Source organism: Luteibacter sp. KNZ12-1A, from assembly GCF_056755675.1.
This window is the reverse complement of sequence record NZ_JBPGXU010000092.1, coordinates 1-15850: the sequence shown is the minus strand read 5'-3', so window position 1 is coordinate 15850 and position 15850 is coordinate 1. Positions and strand designations below refer to the sequence as shown.

The window sequence follows — 15850 nt, the reverse complement described above, 5'->3', positions numbered from 1 at the left end:
CCCTGGAACTGGCCGGCGCGGTGCGCGGGCCTTTTTTGTCGCAGGAACAGTTGTTGTGGGAGCCGCTTCAGCGGCGATGGGTGCTTGCCCCGGTTACAGGTATCAGCCGAAGACCTTCGTGCCGCCGATCCACGTCTCCGCGACGTGGTGGCTCTCGTCCATCACGACGAAGTCGGCGCGGTAGCCGGCGGCGATGTGGCCATGGCTGGCGCCGAGGCCGAGGAAGGCGGCGGGATAGGTCGAGGCCATGCGCGCGGCCTCGTCGTAGGCGACGCCGACCATGCCGACCGTGTTGCGTACCGCCGTGGCCATGTCCAGCGCGGAACCGGCGAGCGTGCCGTCCGCCGTCTGGCAGACGCCGTCGCGCACGGTGATGGTTTCGCCCTTCAGCACGAAGCTGGGATTGTCGGAGCCGACCGGCGGCATCGCATCGGTCACCAGCATCATCTTCTCGCGCGCCTTCGCGGCGATGGCTACGCGTAGCGAGGCCGGATGCACGTGATGGCCGTCGACGATCAGGCCGCACCAGCTTGCCGGGTCTTCCAGCGCGGCGCCGACCACGCCGGGCTCGCGGCTGGTGAATGGCGTCATCGCATTGAACAGGTGGGTGAAGCCGCGCACGCCCTTGGCGAGGGCGCCGCGCGTGGTCTCGTAGTCGGCGGCGGTGTGGCCGGCGGCGACGATCACGCCGTGGGACACCAGTTGTTCGAGCACCTCGTCCGACGCGCGTTCCGGCGCGAGAGTGAGTAAGGTGACGCCGCCATGGCGGCGCGCGACCATCGCGATGTCCTCGGCACCGGCGATGCGGAACTTGGCGGCGTCATGAACGCCCTTGCGCTCGGGCGCGATGAACGGGCCTTCGAGGTGGATGCCGAGCACGCCGGGCACGCCCTGCTCCACGGCCGCGTTAACGGCATCGATGGCCTTCGCCATCACCTCGGCGTCGTCGCTGATGAGCGTCGGCAGAAAACCGGTGGTGCCGAACTTCGCGTGCGCTTCGCCGATGGTGCGGATGGTCTCCACCGTGGGTGCGTCGTTGAACAGCGCGCCGCCGCCGCCGTTGACCTGGCAATCGATGAAGCCGGGCAGCAACGTGCGGCCGCCGAGGTCGTGGCGTTCCGCGGCGCGCACGCGCGGGTCCGATGGCAACGCCAATCCCGTGATGGTGCCGCCGTCGACCAGCACGGCGAAACCGCCCTGGAATCCGTTATCGGTGAGTACGCGGCCGTTGACGAGGGCGATGGTCATGCGGGTGTTCCTCTATCTGAAACTTTTTATGGAAGGCGGTGCCCGGCCCGAAGGCCGGTTTCGACGTCAGACCGTCTCCGTCACCTTGTTCAGGTGCGGCGGGACATCGGGATTGAAACCGCGCTTCAGGGAAAGCGCCGCGGTGGCGCGGTAGAAGCTCTGCACGGCAAGCAGCGGCGCACTGATCGGCGCGGACGCCACCAGTGGCAGCACGCCCTCGCCCGTCGCGCCGGGCGCGGCGATCCAGACCTTGGCATCGCGCTTGCGGAATTCAGCGGCGACGTCGAGCACGCCAGGCAGCGTGTCGTCGTTCTGCGCGAAGAACAGCACCGGGAAGTCCGGACCCACGAGCGCCATCGGCCCGTGCTTGACCTCGGCCGAACTGAACGCCTCGGCATGCAGTCCACAGGTTTCCTTGAACTTCAGCGCCGCTTCGAGGGCCCCGGCAAAGCCGAAGCCACGACCGACCACGAAAAGATTGTGCGCGTCGACGAGGCCATCCGTGAGCGCCGACCAGTCCGCGTCCCAGCCTTCGCGCAGCTGCGCGGGCAACGCGGTGAGCGCATCGCCGATGGTGGCGTTGCCGCTCCAGCGCGCGGCGATGTGAAGGATGGCGAACAACGCGCCGAGATAGCTCTTCGTCGCGGCGACGCTTTTCTCGGGCCCCGCATGCAGGGGCACGACCACGTCGGCGACGGCGGCGAGCGGTGAATCGACCACGTTCACCAGCGCCACCACATAGGCACCGGCTTTCTTCGCCGCCTCGGCGTTGCGGACCAGGTCCGGGCTCTTTCCCGATTGGGATACGGCGACATAGAGCGCGCCGTCGAGGTGCTGCGTGGCGTGATAGATGGACGTGACCGACGGCGAGGCCGATGCGGTGACGACGCCGAGCTGGGTCTCGAACACGTACTTGGCGTACATCGCCGCGTGGTCGGAGCTGCCGCGCGCGCAGGTGATCACCATGCGCGGCGGGTTCGCGCGCAGGTGTTCGGCGAGCGCGCCGATCACTTCTTCGTTGTGGGCCAGTTGCCGCTCGACGACCTCGGCGGTCTCGTGCGCTTCGCGGAACATCAGGGTGTCTTGCGGCTGGATCGTCATGGCGTGGTTGGGCTCTTCAGTCGCTTTGCAGTTCCGCGACGAAATCGTAGATATCGCCGCGGTACCAGGAACAGGTGAATTCGACGATGCGGCCATCCTCGAGGAAGCTGCGCCGTTCGATGTTGAGGCCGGCACTGCCGGCACCGAGGCGGAGCAGGCGGGTCTGCGCGGGTCCGAGTACCACGGCGCGCAGGCGTTGCAGCGCGCGCAGCGGGCGGTTGCCGAGCTTGTCGAGCGCTTCGTAGAGCGAGTCCTCCACGAGGTTCGGGTCGGGCAGGAGGTCCAGCGGTACCGCGCTCCGCTCGATCGCCAGCGGTTCGTCGCCCGCGTAGCGCAATCGATGCAGGCGGACCACGAGCGTGCCCGGCGACAGGTTCATGGCCATGGCTTCCTCCGGCGTGACTTCGCCGATGCCACGCTCGAAAAACTCGGAGCGGGGATTGAGGCCACGGGCGCGCAGGTCTTCCGTGAAACTGGTCATCCGCGACAGCGGCTTCACGATGCGCTCGGAAACGAAGGTGCCCGCGCCATGGCGCTGGGTGAGCAGGCCGTCCTCGACCAGGCCGCCGATCGCCTTGCGCACGGTGACCCGCGACAGGGTGAGGGCCCTGGCGAGGTCGCGTTCGCTGGGCAGGGCGTGGCCCACCTGGACCTCGCCTTTCTCGATCACGTTGCGGATGGCCCGGCGCAGGCGCATGTACGCCAGCGGCTGCCGGGTAGCCGGGTCGTGTTGCAGGCGCTGGTATTCGGCGACGAGGGCACTTTCCATGCGGCGAAGATACCAATCCACGACCACTGCGGCAAGACCGTGCAAGCCGGGGAATACCAGCCGGCCGTTCAAACAGTCGTTTGCACGATCCAAATGGGCCCGTCAAACGTTTCCAGGCTGTTATCCCGCCGTGAAAGGCGACGAAACGTCGCGGCGAGTGGTACGGGGCTGGTACGTCCTGGTATGTCACTGGTACGATCCGGAGGCATTCCAACGATCCTTCAAGAGGCCTCTGTCGTGAGCGCTCCCCTCCTGCCGATCGAACCGTTCGATCTGGTCATTTTTGGCGGCACCGGCGATCTCGCCGTCCGCAAGTTGTTGCCCGCCATGTATCACCGCTTCGCGGACGGGCAGATCCAGGCGAAGAGCCGCATCATCGGCGTGGCCCGCGAAGGCCTGGACGACGCCGCGTACCGCGAGCAGGTGCGAGCCGCGGTCGAGAAGAGCGTGTCGCATATCGTGCCCGCCCAACTCGACGCCTTCATCCAGATGATCGGCTACCGCTCGCTCGACGCGCGCAAGGCCGATGGCTGGGACGATTTCGCCAGCCTCATGGCGGCGGAGCCCAGCCACATCCGCGTGTTCTACCTGTCGACCTCGCCGGACATCTTCACCGACATCTGCCAGCGCCTGGGCTCGCTCGGGCTCAATGGCGAACGCTCGCGCGTGGTGCTGGAAAAGCCGATCGGCCGCGACCTCGACAGCGCCAACGCGATCAACGACGCCGTGGCGCGGGTCTTCGGCGAATCGCAGACCTATCGCATCGACCATTACCTCGGTAAGGAAACGGTGCAGAACCTGTTGGCGTTGCGCTTCGGCAACGCCCTGTTCGAGCCGCTGTGGAACGCCCAGCACATCGACCACGTGCAGATCACCGTGGCCGAGACGGTCGGTGTCGGTCATCGCGCCGGCTACTACGACCGGGCCGGCGCACTGCGCGACATGGTCCAGAACCACATCCTGCAACTCCTGTGCATGCTCGCCATGGAGCCGCCGTCGTCGCTGGCGCCGGACGCCGTGCGCGACGAGAAACTGAAGGTGCTGCGTTCGCTGCGTCCGATCGACGCCCGCAACGCGGCACAGCTCACCGTGCGCGGCCAGTACCGCGCCGGTGCGGCCGAAGGCCAAGGCGTCCCGGGCTATCTCGACGAGCTCGGCAGCGACCAGTCGAAGACCGAAACCTTCGTCGCCCTCAAGGCGGAGATCGGTAACTGGCGCTGGGCCGGCGTGCCGTTCTACCTGCGCACCGGCAAGCGCCTTCCCAACCGGGTATCGGAGATCGTGGTGACGTTCCGCGCGTTGCCGCATTCCATCTTCGATCCCACCAGCGGTCCGCTGTTGCCCAACCGCCTCACGCTGCGCCTGCAGCCGGACGAAGGCGTGAAGCTGTGGCTGACCATCAAGCACCCGGGCCCGGGTGGCCTGCGCCTGCGCCACGTGCCGCTCGACATGAGTTTCGCGGCGGCCTTCGGCGTGCAGCAGCCCGACGCGTACGAACGGCTGATCCTCGATGTCGTGCGTGGCAATCCGACCCTGTTCATGCGCCGCGACGAAGTCGAGGCGGCATGGAAGTGGGCCGGCCCCATCCTCGACGCGTGGGAGGCCGGCGGCGATACGCCCAAGCCGTATACCGCGGGCACCTGGGGTCCGAGCGCCGCCGTGGCGCTCATCGAACGCGATGGCCGCACCTGGGCCGAGGACGCCGCATGAACGCAAAAGTGAACCGACACGAATTCGCCGACCGTCTCACCCTCGCCGACAAGCTCGCCCGCGAGGTCGCCTCGAAGCTCGACGCCGCGATCGAGGCACGCGGCAAGGCCACGATCGCCGTTTCGGGTGGCGGCACGCCGAAGGTGATGTTCGCCGTGCTCGCCGAGCAGGAGATCGACTGGTCCAGGGTCACCGTCACGCTGGTCGACGAGCGCTGGGTGGACACCGACAGCGACCGCTCGAATGCACGCCTGGTCTCCAGCACGCTGCTCACCCACGAAGCGCATGTCGCATCCTTCCTGCCGCTGTTCGACCGCGCGCACAAGGACGACGTGGACGCCGCGCTCGCCGATGTCGGCAAGCGCGTCGACGCGCTTGGCTCCCCGTTCGACGTGGTGTTGCTCGGCATGGGCCCGGACGGCCATACCGCGTCGTTCTTCCCGGGTGGCGATCACCTCGCCGAGGCGCTCGACCTCGACGGCACGCAGCCCGTGCTGTCGATGCGCGCCGAGGGAGCGGGCGAGCCGCGCATCACGCTCAGCCTGCCGCGTGTACTCGATACCCGCGCGCTGTACCTGCACATCGAAGGCGACGACAAGAAGGACCTGCTGGGCAAGGCCCTGGCCGGCGCGGATTTCCCCATCGCCGCCGTGCTGAAGCAGGATCGCGTGCCGGTCGACGTCTACTGGGCACCGTAAGCAACCCGCCAGGCCCTGAAGCCGCGCCAGATACGCACGGCTCCGGGACCAAGCCTCAGGAAACGCCATGAGCATTCACCCCACCCTCGCCGAGGTGACCCGGCGAATCGTCGAGCGTAGCCGCACCTCGCGCGCCGCCTACCTTGCCAAGATCGACGCGGCGCGCGGCAAGGGCGCCAAGCGCCACCACCTGTCGTGCGGCAACCTCGCGCACGGCTTCGCCGCCTGCGCGGAGACCGACAAGGACGCCCTGCGCAACGGTCATGCGGCAAATATCGCGATCGTCACCTCGTACAACGACATGCTCTCGGCGCACCAGCCGTACGAGCGCTATCCGGAACTCATCCGCCAGACAGCCCGTTCGCTCGGCGCCACCGCCCAGGTCGCGGGTGGCGTGCCGGCGATGTGCGACGGCGTGACCCAGGGCCGTCCCGGCATGGAGCTGTCGCTGTTCTCGCGCGACCTCATCGCCATGGCCACGGCGGTCTCGCTTTCGCACGACATGTACGAGGGGGCGTTGTACCTGGGCATCTGCGACAAGATCGTGCCGGGCATGCTGATCGGCGCACTGAGCTTCGGCCACCTCGCCGGTGCCTTCGTGCCCTCGGGTCCGATGCCCTCGGGTATCCCCAACGAGGAGAAGTCGAAGGTGCGCCAGGCGTTCGCCGCCGGCAAGGCCACGCGTGCCGAACTGCTCGAGGCCGAAGCGCGCTCGTACCATGGGTCGGGCACGTGCACTTTCTACGGGACCGCCAACTCCAACCAGATGTTGATGGAGATCATGGGCCTGCACCTGCCCGGCGCGAGCTTCGAGGCGCCGGACACGCCGTTGCGCGACGCGCTCACCCGGGCCACCGTGGAACGCGTGCTGGCCATCGACACCCTGGGCGATCATTACCTGCCGCTGGGCCGCATCGTCGACGAGCGCGCCATCGTGAATGGCGTGGTGGGCCTGCACGCCACGGGCGGTTCCACCAACCACCTGCTGCATCTCGTCGCCATCGCGCGGGCGGCCGGCGTGGAACTACGCTGGGACGATTTCGACGCGCTCTCGGCCGTGGTGCCGTTGCTGGCGCGTGTCTATCCCAACGGCTACGCGGACGTGAACCACTTCCACGAAGCCGGTGGCATGGGCTTCCTGATCGACCAGTTGCTCGATGCCGGCCTGCTGCACGACGACGTGAACACGATCATGGGCCACGGCCTGCATCGTTACCGCACCGCGCCCGCCCTCGAGGACGGCGTGCTCGTATGGAAGCCAGTGTCGAAGGAGAGCGGCAACCGTGGCGTGCTCCGCTCCATCACCGAACCGTTCCGCCACGATGGCGGCTTGCGCATGTTGAACGGCAACATCGGCCGTGGCGTGATCAAGGTGTCCTCGGTACCGGACGACCGCATGGTCGTCGAGGCGCCGGCCATCGTGTTCGACGAACAGGACGACGTGAAGGCGGCCTTCGACCGTGGCGAGCTCGATCGCGATTTCGTCGCGGTGGTCCGCTTCCAGGGCCCACGCGCGCGTGGCATGCCCGAGCTGCACAAGCTCACGCCGACGCTGAGCCTGTTGCAGGACCGCGGGTACCGCGTGGCCCTGGTCACCGATGGCCGCATGTCCGGCGCATCCGGGCGCGTGCCGGCGGCGATCCACGTCACGCCGGAAGCCGAGGCGGGCGGGCCCATCGCACGCATCCGCACGGGCGATCCCGTGCGCGTCGACGCCGTCAACGGCACGCTCCAGGTGTTGGTCGATGCCGACGAGTGGAACAGCCGCGTCCCCGACCACGTCGACCTTGCCATGCATCACACGGGCATGGGTCGCGAACTCTTCGCCATGTTCCGCCAGTCGGCCGTCACGGCCGACCTGGGCGCGGGCGTCTTTTGATTTACCGGAGCAGTACCTGATGAGCAACGAAGCGAAGCAGAAACTCGTCGAAGCCACGTTGCGCCTCGCGCCGGTGGTTCCCGTGGTGATCATCGACGATGCCTCGAAGGCCGTGGGCATGGCGCGCGCCCTGGTCGCGGGCGGCGTTCCCGCGATCGAGGTGACACTGCGCACGCCCGCCGCCCTGGACGCGGTGCGCGCGATCGCGGCCGAAGTGGAAGGCGCCTTCGTCGGCGTCGGCACGGTGCTCACCGCGCGCGACCTCGAGAACGCATACAAGGCGGGCGCAAAATTCGCGGTGTCGCCTGGCAGCGCGCCGCGCCTGCTCGATGCGGCGGACGACTCGGAATTGCCGCTGCTTCCGGGCGCCGCGACCTCCAGCGAGGCGATGGAACTGCTCGAGCGAGGCTACCGCTTCCAGAAGTTCTTCCCGGCGGTACCGGCCGGCGGCGCGAAACTGATCGGCGCCTGGGCCAGTCCGCTGCCGCAGATCCGGTTTTGCCCGACGGGCGGCATCGGCCTCGCCAATGCCGCGGAGTTCCTGTCCCTGCCCAACGTCGTCTGCGTCGGAGGGTCCTGGCTCACTCCCGCCGACAAGTTGGCCGCTTCGGACTGGGCCGGCATCGAAGCCCTCGCACGCGAGGCGGCGACGCTGACCCGCAAGGCCTGAGAGCCGTCACTGCCCGGGTAGCGCGAAGGTAGCCACCGGCTGTCGTGCCCATGTGCGATCCTTCGCAGCCCTGCCGTGCCGCACGCCGTGCCCATGACCTACATTCTGCTTGCCGTCGTTTTCAGCGTCGCCGTCTCGGCCCTGCTCAAGCTCGCGCGCCGCGCGAACATCGACATCGTGCAGGCGGTGGCCACGAACTACGTCGTGGCCGCGTCGCTCTGCGTATGGCTGCTCCACGCGACGCCGCAGGCCGCCATCGATGCGAAAGCCACCTATGTGCCGCTGGTGGTGCTTGGCGTGCTGTTGCCCACGATCTTCCTGATGTTGGCGCGATCGGTCCGCAGCGCCGGCATCGTTCGCACCGACGTGGCGCAGCGCCTTTCGTTATTTCTTTCGCTCATCGCCGCCTTCGTCTTCCTCGGCGATACACTCACCGGGATCAAGTCGCTGGGCATCGTCCTCGCGCTCGCCGCGGTGTCCTGCGTGCTCTGGCGAAAAGAGCGCGGCGGCATGGAGCGCGGTAGCTGGCTGGCACCGCTGTCCGTGTTCGCGGGGTTCGGCGCGATCGACATCTGCTTCAAGCTGGTCGCGCAGGCGGGCGCTCCATTCGCGAGCGCCTTGCTCGCGTCGTTCCTCATCGCCATGGTGCTGTGCTGGGTCGCGGTGCTGGTGCGTGCCGCCACGCGGCAGGCGCCGGTCACGGCGCGCAGCCTGGGTTTCGGTGTCCTGCTGGGCGCCGCCAATTTCGCGAACATCCTGTTCTACGTGCGTGGCCACCAGGCGTTGCCGAAGGACCCGTCGCTCGTGTTCGCGTCGATGAACGTGGGTGTCGTGGTGCTCGGCGCCCTCGTGGGCGCCTTCGGCTTCAAGGAGCGCCTGGCGGCGGTCAACTGGTTCGGCGTGGTCCTGGCGATCGGCGCGATCGGCGTGATGACCATCGCCTGATCGCGGCGAACGGTCATAACCGCCGCGGTGCCGTCGACCCGCGCACGACGAGATCCGGGCTGAAGCCCTCGTTCTCGATCATCGGGTCGTTGTCCTCGCGTTCGAGTTCCGCGATGAGGCGTTGCGCCGCGTGGCGGCCGATTTCTTCCGTGTTCTGGCGCGCGGTGGTCAGCGCGGGCCACGACTGCTTGGAGAACGGGCTGTCCTCGAAGCCGGCGATGGACAATTCCCAGGGCACGTCCACGCCACCGGAACGGGCGGCGGCGAGCACGCCGGCCGCGATCTCGTCGTTCGAGCCGAAGATCGCCGTGGGCGGCTCCTTCAAGGCGAGCAGCTTGCGCGCGCCGCGGAAGCCATCGTCGAACGAATAGTCGCCCTCCACCACGAGCTTCTTGTCCACCGCGATGCCGTACTCGCGCAGTGCATCCTCGTAGCCCTGGTAACGCTCGGGGCTGGAGCGGTGCTCCTTGCCGCCCCAGAGGAAACCGATGCGGTGGTGTCCGAGCTGGATGAGGTGTTCGGTGATGGCGTAGGCCGCGTCGCGGTCGTCGACGAAGACGCAGGGCCAGCCGTCCTTCGGGTCCTGTCGCGCCGAGATGATCCGCACGAAAGGCACTTTCTGTTCCGTCAGCGTCGCCAGCAGGCCCGGCTGCTCCGACATCGGGGGGCAGAGCACGAGGCCGGCCAGCCGGTTGCGCCGTACCAGGTCGCCCAGCTGTTCCGCCAGGCGGGGGGCGGAGGAGTCGCAGGGATGGATCTGCAGGCCGAAACCACGCTCGCGGCATACCGAAAGCACGCCGTTCTGCATGGCGATGACATAGTGCGCGTTGGGGTTGTCGTAGACCAGTCCAAGTGCGTAGGTACGCGAACTGCGCAGGCTGCGCGCGGCCTGGTCGGGCTGGTAATCGAGCGCCTCGATCGCGCGCTGCACCCTCTCACGGGTGCGCGCATGGACCGACGGCTCATGGTTGATCACGCGGGAGACGGTCTTGAGCGATACGCCCGCGCGCTCGGCGACGTCCTTAATGGTAGGGCTACGCAATCTACGACCCCTCAATAGCAAGACGGCCATCCTAGCGGATGGCCGTTACTTAGCGAAGGCGGGACGTCAGTCCTTGACGTGCTGGCCGACCCGGTGGCCCGCCGCGCCGTAGTACAGGATGTACAGGTAGCAGGGGACCATGAGGCACAGGAACACGGCCTGGAAATCGTAGGTCTGCTTCAGGTGGGCGAAGATCATCGGGATGATCGCGCCGCCGGCGATGCCCATGATGAGGAAGGCCGAGCCGAATTCGGTGAGGGCGCCCAGGCCCTTGATCGCCAGCGGGAAGATCGCTGGCCACATCATCGCGTTGGCGAAGCCGAGCGCGGCGACGAAGCCCACCGAGACGTAACCGCTGGTGACATAGGTGCCGATCGAGAAGACCACGCCCAGGACGGCGGAGAAGGCCAGGTAGCGCTGCTGCGAGACGAACTTCGGAATCAGGAGCAGGCCGGCGATATAGCCCACCAGCATCGCGATGAGCGTGTACGAGGTGAAGTGCTGCGTGTCGGCGGGCGTCATGCCGAAGCCCTGGCCATACGTACCGATGGCGTCGCCGGCCATCACCTCCACGCCCACGTAGACGAACAGGCAGAGCACGCCCAGCCACAGGTGTGGAAAGCTGAAGAGGCTACCCTTGGCATGGCCGATGGCGCGCTCGGAATTGTCGCTCGACGGCTTGATCTCCGGCAGCGAGGAACGGACCACCCATACCGCCAGCACCACCAGCAGGCCGGCCATCACCATGTACGGCAGGTGCACCTTCGCGGCGAAGGCCGCGAGCAGGGCATCCTTCGCCTCGGGAGATCCGGCCGCCGCGATCTGCTTGTCGAAGCTGCCGATGTTGCTCATCACCACGGCGCTGAACACGAAGGGTGCCGCGGCGCCCGCGAGCTTGTTGCAGATGCCCATGAAGGCGATGCGCTGCGCACCGCTGTCGATCGGGCCGAGGATGGAGATGTACGGGTTGGAGGCGGTCTGCAGCAGCGAGAGGCCGGCGCCGATCACGAACAGCCCCGTGAGCGCACCCGGGTAGACGCGCATCGTGACGAACTGGCCGAACATCACCGCGCCGATCGCCATGACGAACAGGCCGAGTCCCATGCCTTTCTTCATGCCCGTCTTCTTCAGGATGAAGGACGAGGGCAGGGCGAGGAAGAAATACGACAGGTAGAAGGCCATCGGCACCAGGAACGCGTTCACGTCGTCGAGGTTGAAGGCGAGCTTGACGAAGGTGATCAGTGGCCCGTTGAGCCAGGTGACGAAGCCGAAGATGAAGAACAGGACGCCGATGATGATCATCGGGACCAGGCTGGAATGACGCGTCTCGTCGACGGCGACCGCGGTGGACGACATGGGTGGCTCCCCTCGTGTGGTGTTCGGTATCCGGAACGGCGGCACCGCCGGACACGCCCGATTTGTCCCTTTATTGACTCGTGTGCGTAACGTTGTCAATCGCCGTGCACGCATTCCCCGTGACCGATGGCAGGGGGCGTCGCTTTCGATGTCGCGGCGCGTCAAGCCACTGATCCGCCATGCGACGCGCATGCCAGCGGCCACACGGCGCCCGGTTGGCGGGGAAGCGGATGCGGCGGGATGACGATTCCTGTTGCAGCGCGTTATGGAATCGCGCATGTCCTAGCCATTTGTCCTGTTGACAACGTTGTCATCCGGCTTACAGACTCGGCCGCAGATAGGGGAAGCCATTAAGGGGCGCGGGATGGGCGAGTCGGCCAAACAACGGGGAATCGTGCGTGCATCGCGGACCGGGGCGTTCATCGCCGCCGACGTGGGCGGTACGCATGCCCGTATCGGCCTGGTTCGCCGTGCCGCCGGTTCCTCCGCGATCGAAGTCCTCCGTTACGAGCGCTATGCCTGCGCGGACTGGCCCAGCCTGACCGCCGTCCTGCAGGATTTCGTCGGCCGTCTGGAAGGCCAGGACGCCATTGAGCATTGCGCCGTGGCGAGTGCCGGCTATGTGCTTGGCGACGCCATCGTCAACGAGAACCTCCCCTGGCCTGTGTCCATCGGCGACATTCGCGAGACGCTGGGGTTGACCGGGCTCGCCGTCGTCAACGACTTCGAAGCCGTGGCCTACGCCTGCCAGTTCCTGCAGGGCCACGAGACCACGCCGATCATCGAGACCGTCGCCGAACCGGCCGAGGGGCCGATCCTCGTGATGGGTCCCGGCACGGGCCTCGGTTCGGCCGTGCTCATGCCCGGCAAGCCGCACGCGACCGTGCTGCCGACCGAAGCCGGACAGATATCCCTGGCCCCGGGCAACGAGCGTGAAGTCGCCATCCTCGCCGAGCTGGCGCGCGGCCGTGATTACGTTTCCTATGAGACCGCGCTTTCCGGGCCGGGCCTCCTCAATCTCTATCGAGCCATTTCCACGCTGCGCGGCACGCCCGCGACGTTGCCCCACCCCGCGGCCGTGACCGGCGCCGCGCTCGACGGCGGCGACATCGCCGCGACCGAAGCGCTGGACGTCTTCTGCGGCCTGCTCGGCAGCTTCGTCGGCGATCTCGCCATGCTCTACGGCGCCCGTGGTGGCGTGTACCTCGCCGGCGGAATCCTGCCCCAGGTACGCGACCGCCTGCTCGCCAGCAGCTTCTCCACCAGGTTCTTCAACAAGGGCGTTATGCGCGCCTTTCTCCAGCAAGTGCCGGTACGTCTGATGGACCACGGACAGTTGGGTGTGATCGGTGCCGCCGGTCTCTACCTGCACGGTTCGACCGCTCATTGAAGAGCGGGAAAGGAACGCTTCGCTTAGTTCAAAAACCGGGCCGCAAGGCCCTTCGATAGCAACGAAGCACGGCGCGGCCGCGAAACCCGTCGTCGCTACATCCTCTGAGGGGAGGACATCATGTCGCATCGTAGAAACCTGCTTACGGCGAGCATCGTCGCCGGATTGTGTTGTTTCACCGGGATCGCCGCCGCGCAAGACGCCGCGCCGCCTCCGGCGAAGCCCCAGACCGCCCAGGAAAAGGCGGACGCCGCGAAGGCCGCCCAGCTCGAAGGCATCACCGTCACCGGCATCCGCGCCAGCCTGGAGAAGTCGCTGGACACCAAGCGCAACGCCGACGCCGTCGTCGAAGCGGTCACCGCCGAGGACATCGGCAAGTTCCCGAACACCAACGTCGCCGAGGCGATGACGCAGATTCCCGGCGTCGTGATCGACCGTGCGTTCGGCCAGGGCGACCGTGTCTCCATCGACGGTACCGATCCCAGCCTCAACCTCACCTTCCTCAACGGCCAGCCGATCTCGCAGACGCCGTGGCAGTACGGCGCACAGCCGAACCGTGGCTTCGATTTCACCATGCTCGCCCCGGAAATCGTCGGCCGCCTGGAAGTCTACAAGTCGCCGGAAGCGCGCCTGCCGGAAGGCAGCCTCGGCGGCACCATCCTGCTGCATACGCTGGAGCCGCTGGACCTGCCGGCGAATACCATCCGCGGTTCGTTCGGCCTGAACTACAACGACCAGGCCACGCCGGGCACCCGCCCGAACGGCTCGGCGCTGTATAGCTGGAAGAACGCCAGCAACACCTTCGGCGTGATCGGTTCGATCCAGCACTACGAAGAGAAGATCGATCGCCAGGGCTTCGAGATCTTCAGCTACAGCCCGGTATCGAAATGGGCGTCCAGCCCCGCCGTGGCCGCCGGCATCGCCAACGGCACGCTCGATCCGAACGCGAAGGTGCCCGACGAGGTGAACTCCGCGTGGTTCCAGCAGAAGCGCAAGCGCGATACCGCTACGCTCGGTTTCCAGATCCGTCCGACGGACAACTGGGACATCGACATCAACAACCTGTTCGTGCGCGAGAACTTCGACAACTGGAACCAGTCGCTGTATCCGTTCACCGGCGCCACGCCAGGCAACGTCACCAGCTTCAACCAGGGTCCGAACGGCGTCGTCACCGGCGGACATGTCTGCGGCAACGATACGGTGGGCTGCCCGGCGATCGCGCAGGGCACCTTCGACAGCAACATCCGCAAGTCCGTGGTGCGCACGTCGGCGTTCGACCTGAAGTCGACCTATCGTGGCGACGGTTGGAAGCTGGGCGGCGCGGCCGGCTACAGCAAGGCGACCAACGACAACATCTCGCAGGCGGTGATGGAGCCGGTCTATGCCGGCGGCTACACCTGGGACATCAACAAGGGCTTCGCCTTCGACAACCCGGCCGCCGCGCGCGATCCGGCGAACTGGCACATGGGCGACGTGGATGGCCTCGGCGGCTGGCCGGGCAACTACGGCGATTACTCGGCGCAGTCGCGTGACACCTATGCGCAGCTGGACTTCTCGAAGTACTTCGATTCGTTCTTCAACGAACTTGCCTTCGGCTATCGCTGGAACCGCCATGAGGAAGGCATGCAGGCGCATGTCTACGGCGGCAACGCACCGACCAACCTCGCCGCGCTCGGCTTCGGTGGCTTCACCGACACGCTGGACGCGTTCGACGGCGCGCTGGATGGTTCGTCGAGCCACGTGATGCCGGACCGTGACGCCCAGTACGCCTGGGTGCGCAACACGAACGGCGGCAACGAGGACCCGGGCACCTACCTCAACGGCACCTACAAGCTGGTCGAGAAGACCAACGCGGCCTATGTGCAGGGTAACTTCGCCGGCGGCGACTTCCACGGCAACGTGGGCTTCCGCTATGTCGATACCAAGACCGACGGCACGGGCTTCGTCTACAGCGGCGCTCCGGTATTGCCCGCCCCGGCCGGTTCCTGGCAGACCTCGTCCAAGACCACGAAGAACTGGCTGCCCAGCCTGAACGTGGCCTACGACGTCAGCGAAGACGTGGTGCTGCGCCTGGCGGCTGCGAAGGTGATCGCCCGCCCGCCGTACAACATGCAGGTGAACAACCTGTTCCTCAACGACTCCGTGCTCACCGGTTCCGGCGGCAACCCCGACCTGAAGCCGTACAAGTCGAAGAACTTCTCGCTCTCCGCCGAGTGGTACTTCGCGCCGCAGTCGTACGTGGCCCTGACCGGCTTCTACAAGAAGATCGAGAACTACACCTTCGTCGACTCCGCGCCGGAACAGCAGTTCAACTCGGGCATCTTCAACGACCAGACGACGTTCGCGCGCCAGGTAGCCCAGGGCCTCTGCACGACGGACGGCTTCTGCACCTATAGCATCAGCCGCCCGCGCGACACCGGTTCGGGCAAGGTGCGCGGAGGCAGCCTGAGCTACCAGCAGGCGTTCTGGGATACGGGTTTCGGCGTGACCGCCAACTACACGTATGCCAAGGGCACGCTGGATTCGGGTGGTTCGCTGCCGTACAACTCGAAGAACTCGTACTCGGTCAGCCCGTACTACGAAATGGGCCCGTTCAGCGCCCGCCTCACCTACAACTGGCGTGGCAAGTACCTCGCCGGCGGTTACATCGCCGGTGCGCCGCCGGCCACCACGGCCGACTACGGCGACCTCGGCGCGACCCTGGGCTGGAAGCTCAACAAGCAGGTGTCGTTCACCCTCGCGGGCATGAACCTCACCAACGAGAAGTACAAGCAGTACCTCGGCATCACGGCGATGCCGGTGGCCAAGTACACCACCGGCCGGCGCTACATGGCCTCGGTGCATTTCGACCTCTGATAGCGCGTCCCGAACGTGCGGCCACGGACGGCCGCACGCGTACCCCTCGAAGCTCCATTCCCCTCGGGCCCGACGCATCTTCATCGGGCCCGTTTTTTTTGGATGGGCCCTGGTGGGAGCCGACCTTGTCGGCGATTGGGTGCTTGCCTCAAGCTGGCCCGCTGCCGCGGGATCGCCGACAAGGTC

12 protein-coding genes are annotated in these 15850 nt (G+C 66.9%); 7 read left to right on the top strand and 5 right to left on the bottom strand.

The window, feature by feature from the left end; genetic code table 11:
- Positions 1–102: 102 nt before the first annotated feature.
- From nagA to ACR9ZJ_RS15490, 3 genes are all read right to left on the bottom strand, one after another.
- Positions 103–1248 (bottom strand): N-acetylglucosamine-6-phosphate deacetylase, encoded by a 1146-nt coding sequence (gene nagA / locus ACR9ZJ_RS15500; protein WP_481288236.1) that lies wholly within the window; start codon positions 1246–1248, stop codon positions 103–105.
- A gap of 66 nt (positions 1249–1314) precedes the next feature.
- Positions 1315–2349, bottom strand: coding sequence for an SIS domain-containing protein (locus ACR9ZJ_RS15495; RefSeq protein ID WP_481288235.1), 1035 nt, complete (start codon positions 2347–2349; stop codon positions 1315–1317).
- Between the two features lie 16 nt (positions 2350–2365).
- A complete protein-coding gene (locus ACR9ZJ_RS15490) occupies positions 2366–3118 on the bottom strand; it encodes a GntR family transcriptional regulator (RefSeq protein ID WP_426286075.1) in 753 nt (250 codons plus the stop codon).
- A 237-nt stretch (positions 3119–3355) separates the two neighbouring features.
- Here ACR9ZJ_RS15490 and zwf point away from each other — a divergent pair, with 237 nt between their 5' ends.
- The 5 genes from zwf to ACR9ZJ_RS15465 all read left to right on the top strand — a co-directional run bounded on the left by zwf (position 3356) and on the right by ACR9ZJ_RS15465 (position 9020).
- A complete protein-coding gene (gene zwf, locus ACR9ZJ_RS15485; protein WP_481282117.1) occupies positions 3356–4828 on the top strand; it encodes a glucose-6-phosphate dehydrogenase in 1473 nt (490 codons plus the stop codon).
- Positions 4825–5526, top strand: coding sequence for a 6-phosphogluconolactonase (gene pgl, locus ACR9ZJ_RS15480; RefSeq protein ID WP_481282118.1), 702 nt, complete (start codon positions 4825–4827; stop codon positions 5524–5526). Before zwf ends, pgl begins: the two co-directional genes overlap by 4 nt.
- A 67-nt stretch (positions 5527–5593) precedes the next feature.
- Positions 5594–7405: a phosphogluconate dehydratase gene (gene edd, locus ACR9ZJ_RS15475; protein WP_481288234.1), complete on the top strand. Its 1812-nt coding sequence runs from the start codon at positions 5594–5596 to the stop codon at positions 7403–7405.
- 19 nt (positions 7406–7424) lie between these two features.
- Positions 7425–8075 (top strand): bifunctional 4-hydroxy-2-oxoglutarate aldolase/2-dehydro-3-deoxy-phosphogluconate aldolase, encoded by a 651-nt coding sequence (eda, locus tag ACR9ZJ_RS15470; protein ID WP_448099294.1) that lies wholly within the window; start codon positions 7425–7427, stop codon positions 8073–8075.
- 93 nt (positions 8076–8168) lie between these two features.
- Complete coding sequence (locus tag ACR9ZJ_RS15465; RefSeq protein ID WP_481288233.1) at positions 8169–9020, top strand: EamA/RhaT family transporter; 852 nt, start codon at positions 8169–8171, stop codon at positions 9018–9020.
- Positions 9021–9033: 13 nt separating this feature from the next.
- Here ACR9ZJ_RS15465 and ACR9ZJ_RS15460 read toward each other — a convergent pair whose 3' ends face one another.
- Both ACR9ZJ_RS15460 and ACR9ZJ_RS15455 read right to left on the bottom strand, forming a co-directional pair.
- A complete protein-coding gene (locus ACR9ZJ_RS15460; protein WP_371024280.1) occupies positions 9034–10062 on the bottom strand; it encodes a LacI family DNA-binding transcriptional regulator in 1029 nt (342 codons plus the stop codon).
- 66 nt (positions 10063–10128) lie between these two features.
- Positions 10129–11418 (bottom strand): sugar MFS transporter, encoded by a 1290-nt coding sequence (locus tag ACR9ZJ_RS15455; protein ID WP_481288232.1) that lies wholly within the window; start codon positions 11416–11418, stop codon positions 10129–10131.
- Positions 11419–11782: 364 nt separating this feature from the next.
- On the opposite strand from ACR9ZJ_RS15455, the gene ACR9ZJ_RS15450 reads away from it, so the two are divergent.
- Complete coding sequence (locus ACR9ZJ_RS15450) at positions 11783–12808, top strand: glucokinase (RefSeq protein WP_481288231.1); 1026 nt, start codon at positions 11783–11785, stop codon at positions 12806–12808.
- Positions 12809–12928: 120 nt separating this feature from the next.
- The gene (locus ACR9ZJ_RS15445) at positions 12929–15664 is read left to right on the top strand and encodes a TonB-dependent receptor (RefSeq protein ID WP_481288230.1); all 2736 of its coding nucleotides are present in this window, start codon (positions 12929–12931) and stop codon (positions 15662–15664) included.
- Positions 15665–15850: the final 186 nt, after the last annotated feature.

Excerpts from the sequence above, each read along its gene's own strand:
- ACR9ZJ_RS15465 (WP_481288233.1), top strand. The coding sequence starts at position 8,169 with ATGACCTACATTCTGCTTGCCGTCGTTTTCAGCGTCGCCGTCTCGGCC.
- ACR9ZJ_RS15450 (WP_481288231.1), top strand. The coding sequence starts at position 11,783 with ATGGGCGAGTCGGCCAAACAACGGGGAATCGTGCGTGCATCGCGGACC.
- eda (WP_448099294.1), top strand. The coding sequence starts at position 7,425 with ATGAGCAACGAAGCGAAGCAGAAACTCGTCGAAGCCACGTTGCGCCTC.
- ACR9ZJ_RS15490 (WP_426286075.1), bottom strand. The coding sequence starts at position 3,118 with ATGGAAAGTGCCCTCGTCGCCGAATACCAGCGCCTGCAACACGACCCG.
- edd (WP_481288234.1), top strand. The coding sequence starts at position 5,594 with ATGAGCATTCACCCCACCCTCGCCGAGGTGACCCGGCGAATCGTCGAG.
- ACR9ZJ_RS15445 (WP_481288230.1), top strand. The coding sequence starts at position 12,929 with ATGTCGCATCGTAGAAACCTGCTTACGGCGAGCATCGTCGCCGGATTG.
- ACR9ZJ_RS15495 (WP_481288235.1), bottom strand. The coding sequence starts at position 2,349 with ATGACGATCCAGCCGCAAGACACCCTGATGTTCCGCGAAGCGCACGAG.
- pgl (WP_481282118.1), top strand. The coding sequence starts at position 4,825 with ATGAACGCAAAAGTGAACCGACACGAATTCGCCGACCGTCTCACCCTC.
- nagA (WP_481288236.1), bottom strand. The coding sequence starts at position 1,248 with ATGACCATCGCCCTCGTCAACGGCCGCGTACTCACCGATAACGGATTC.
- ACR9ZJ_RS15455 (WP_481288232.1), bottom strand. The coding sequence starts at position 11,418 with ATGTCGTCCACCGCGGTCGCCGTCGACGAGACGCGTCATTCCAGCCTG.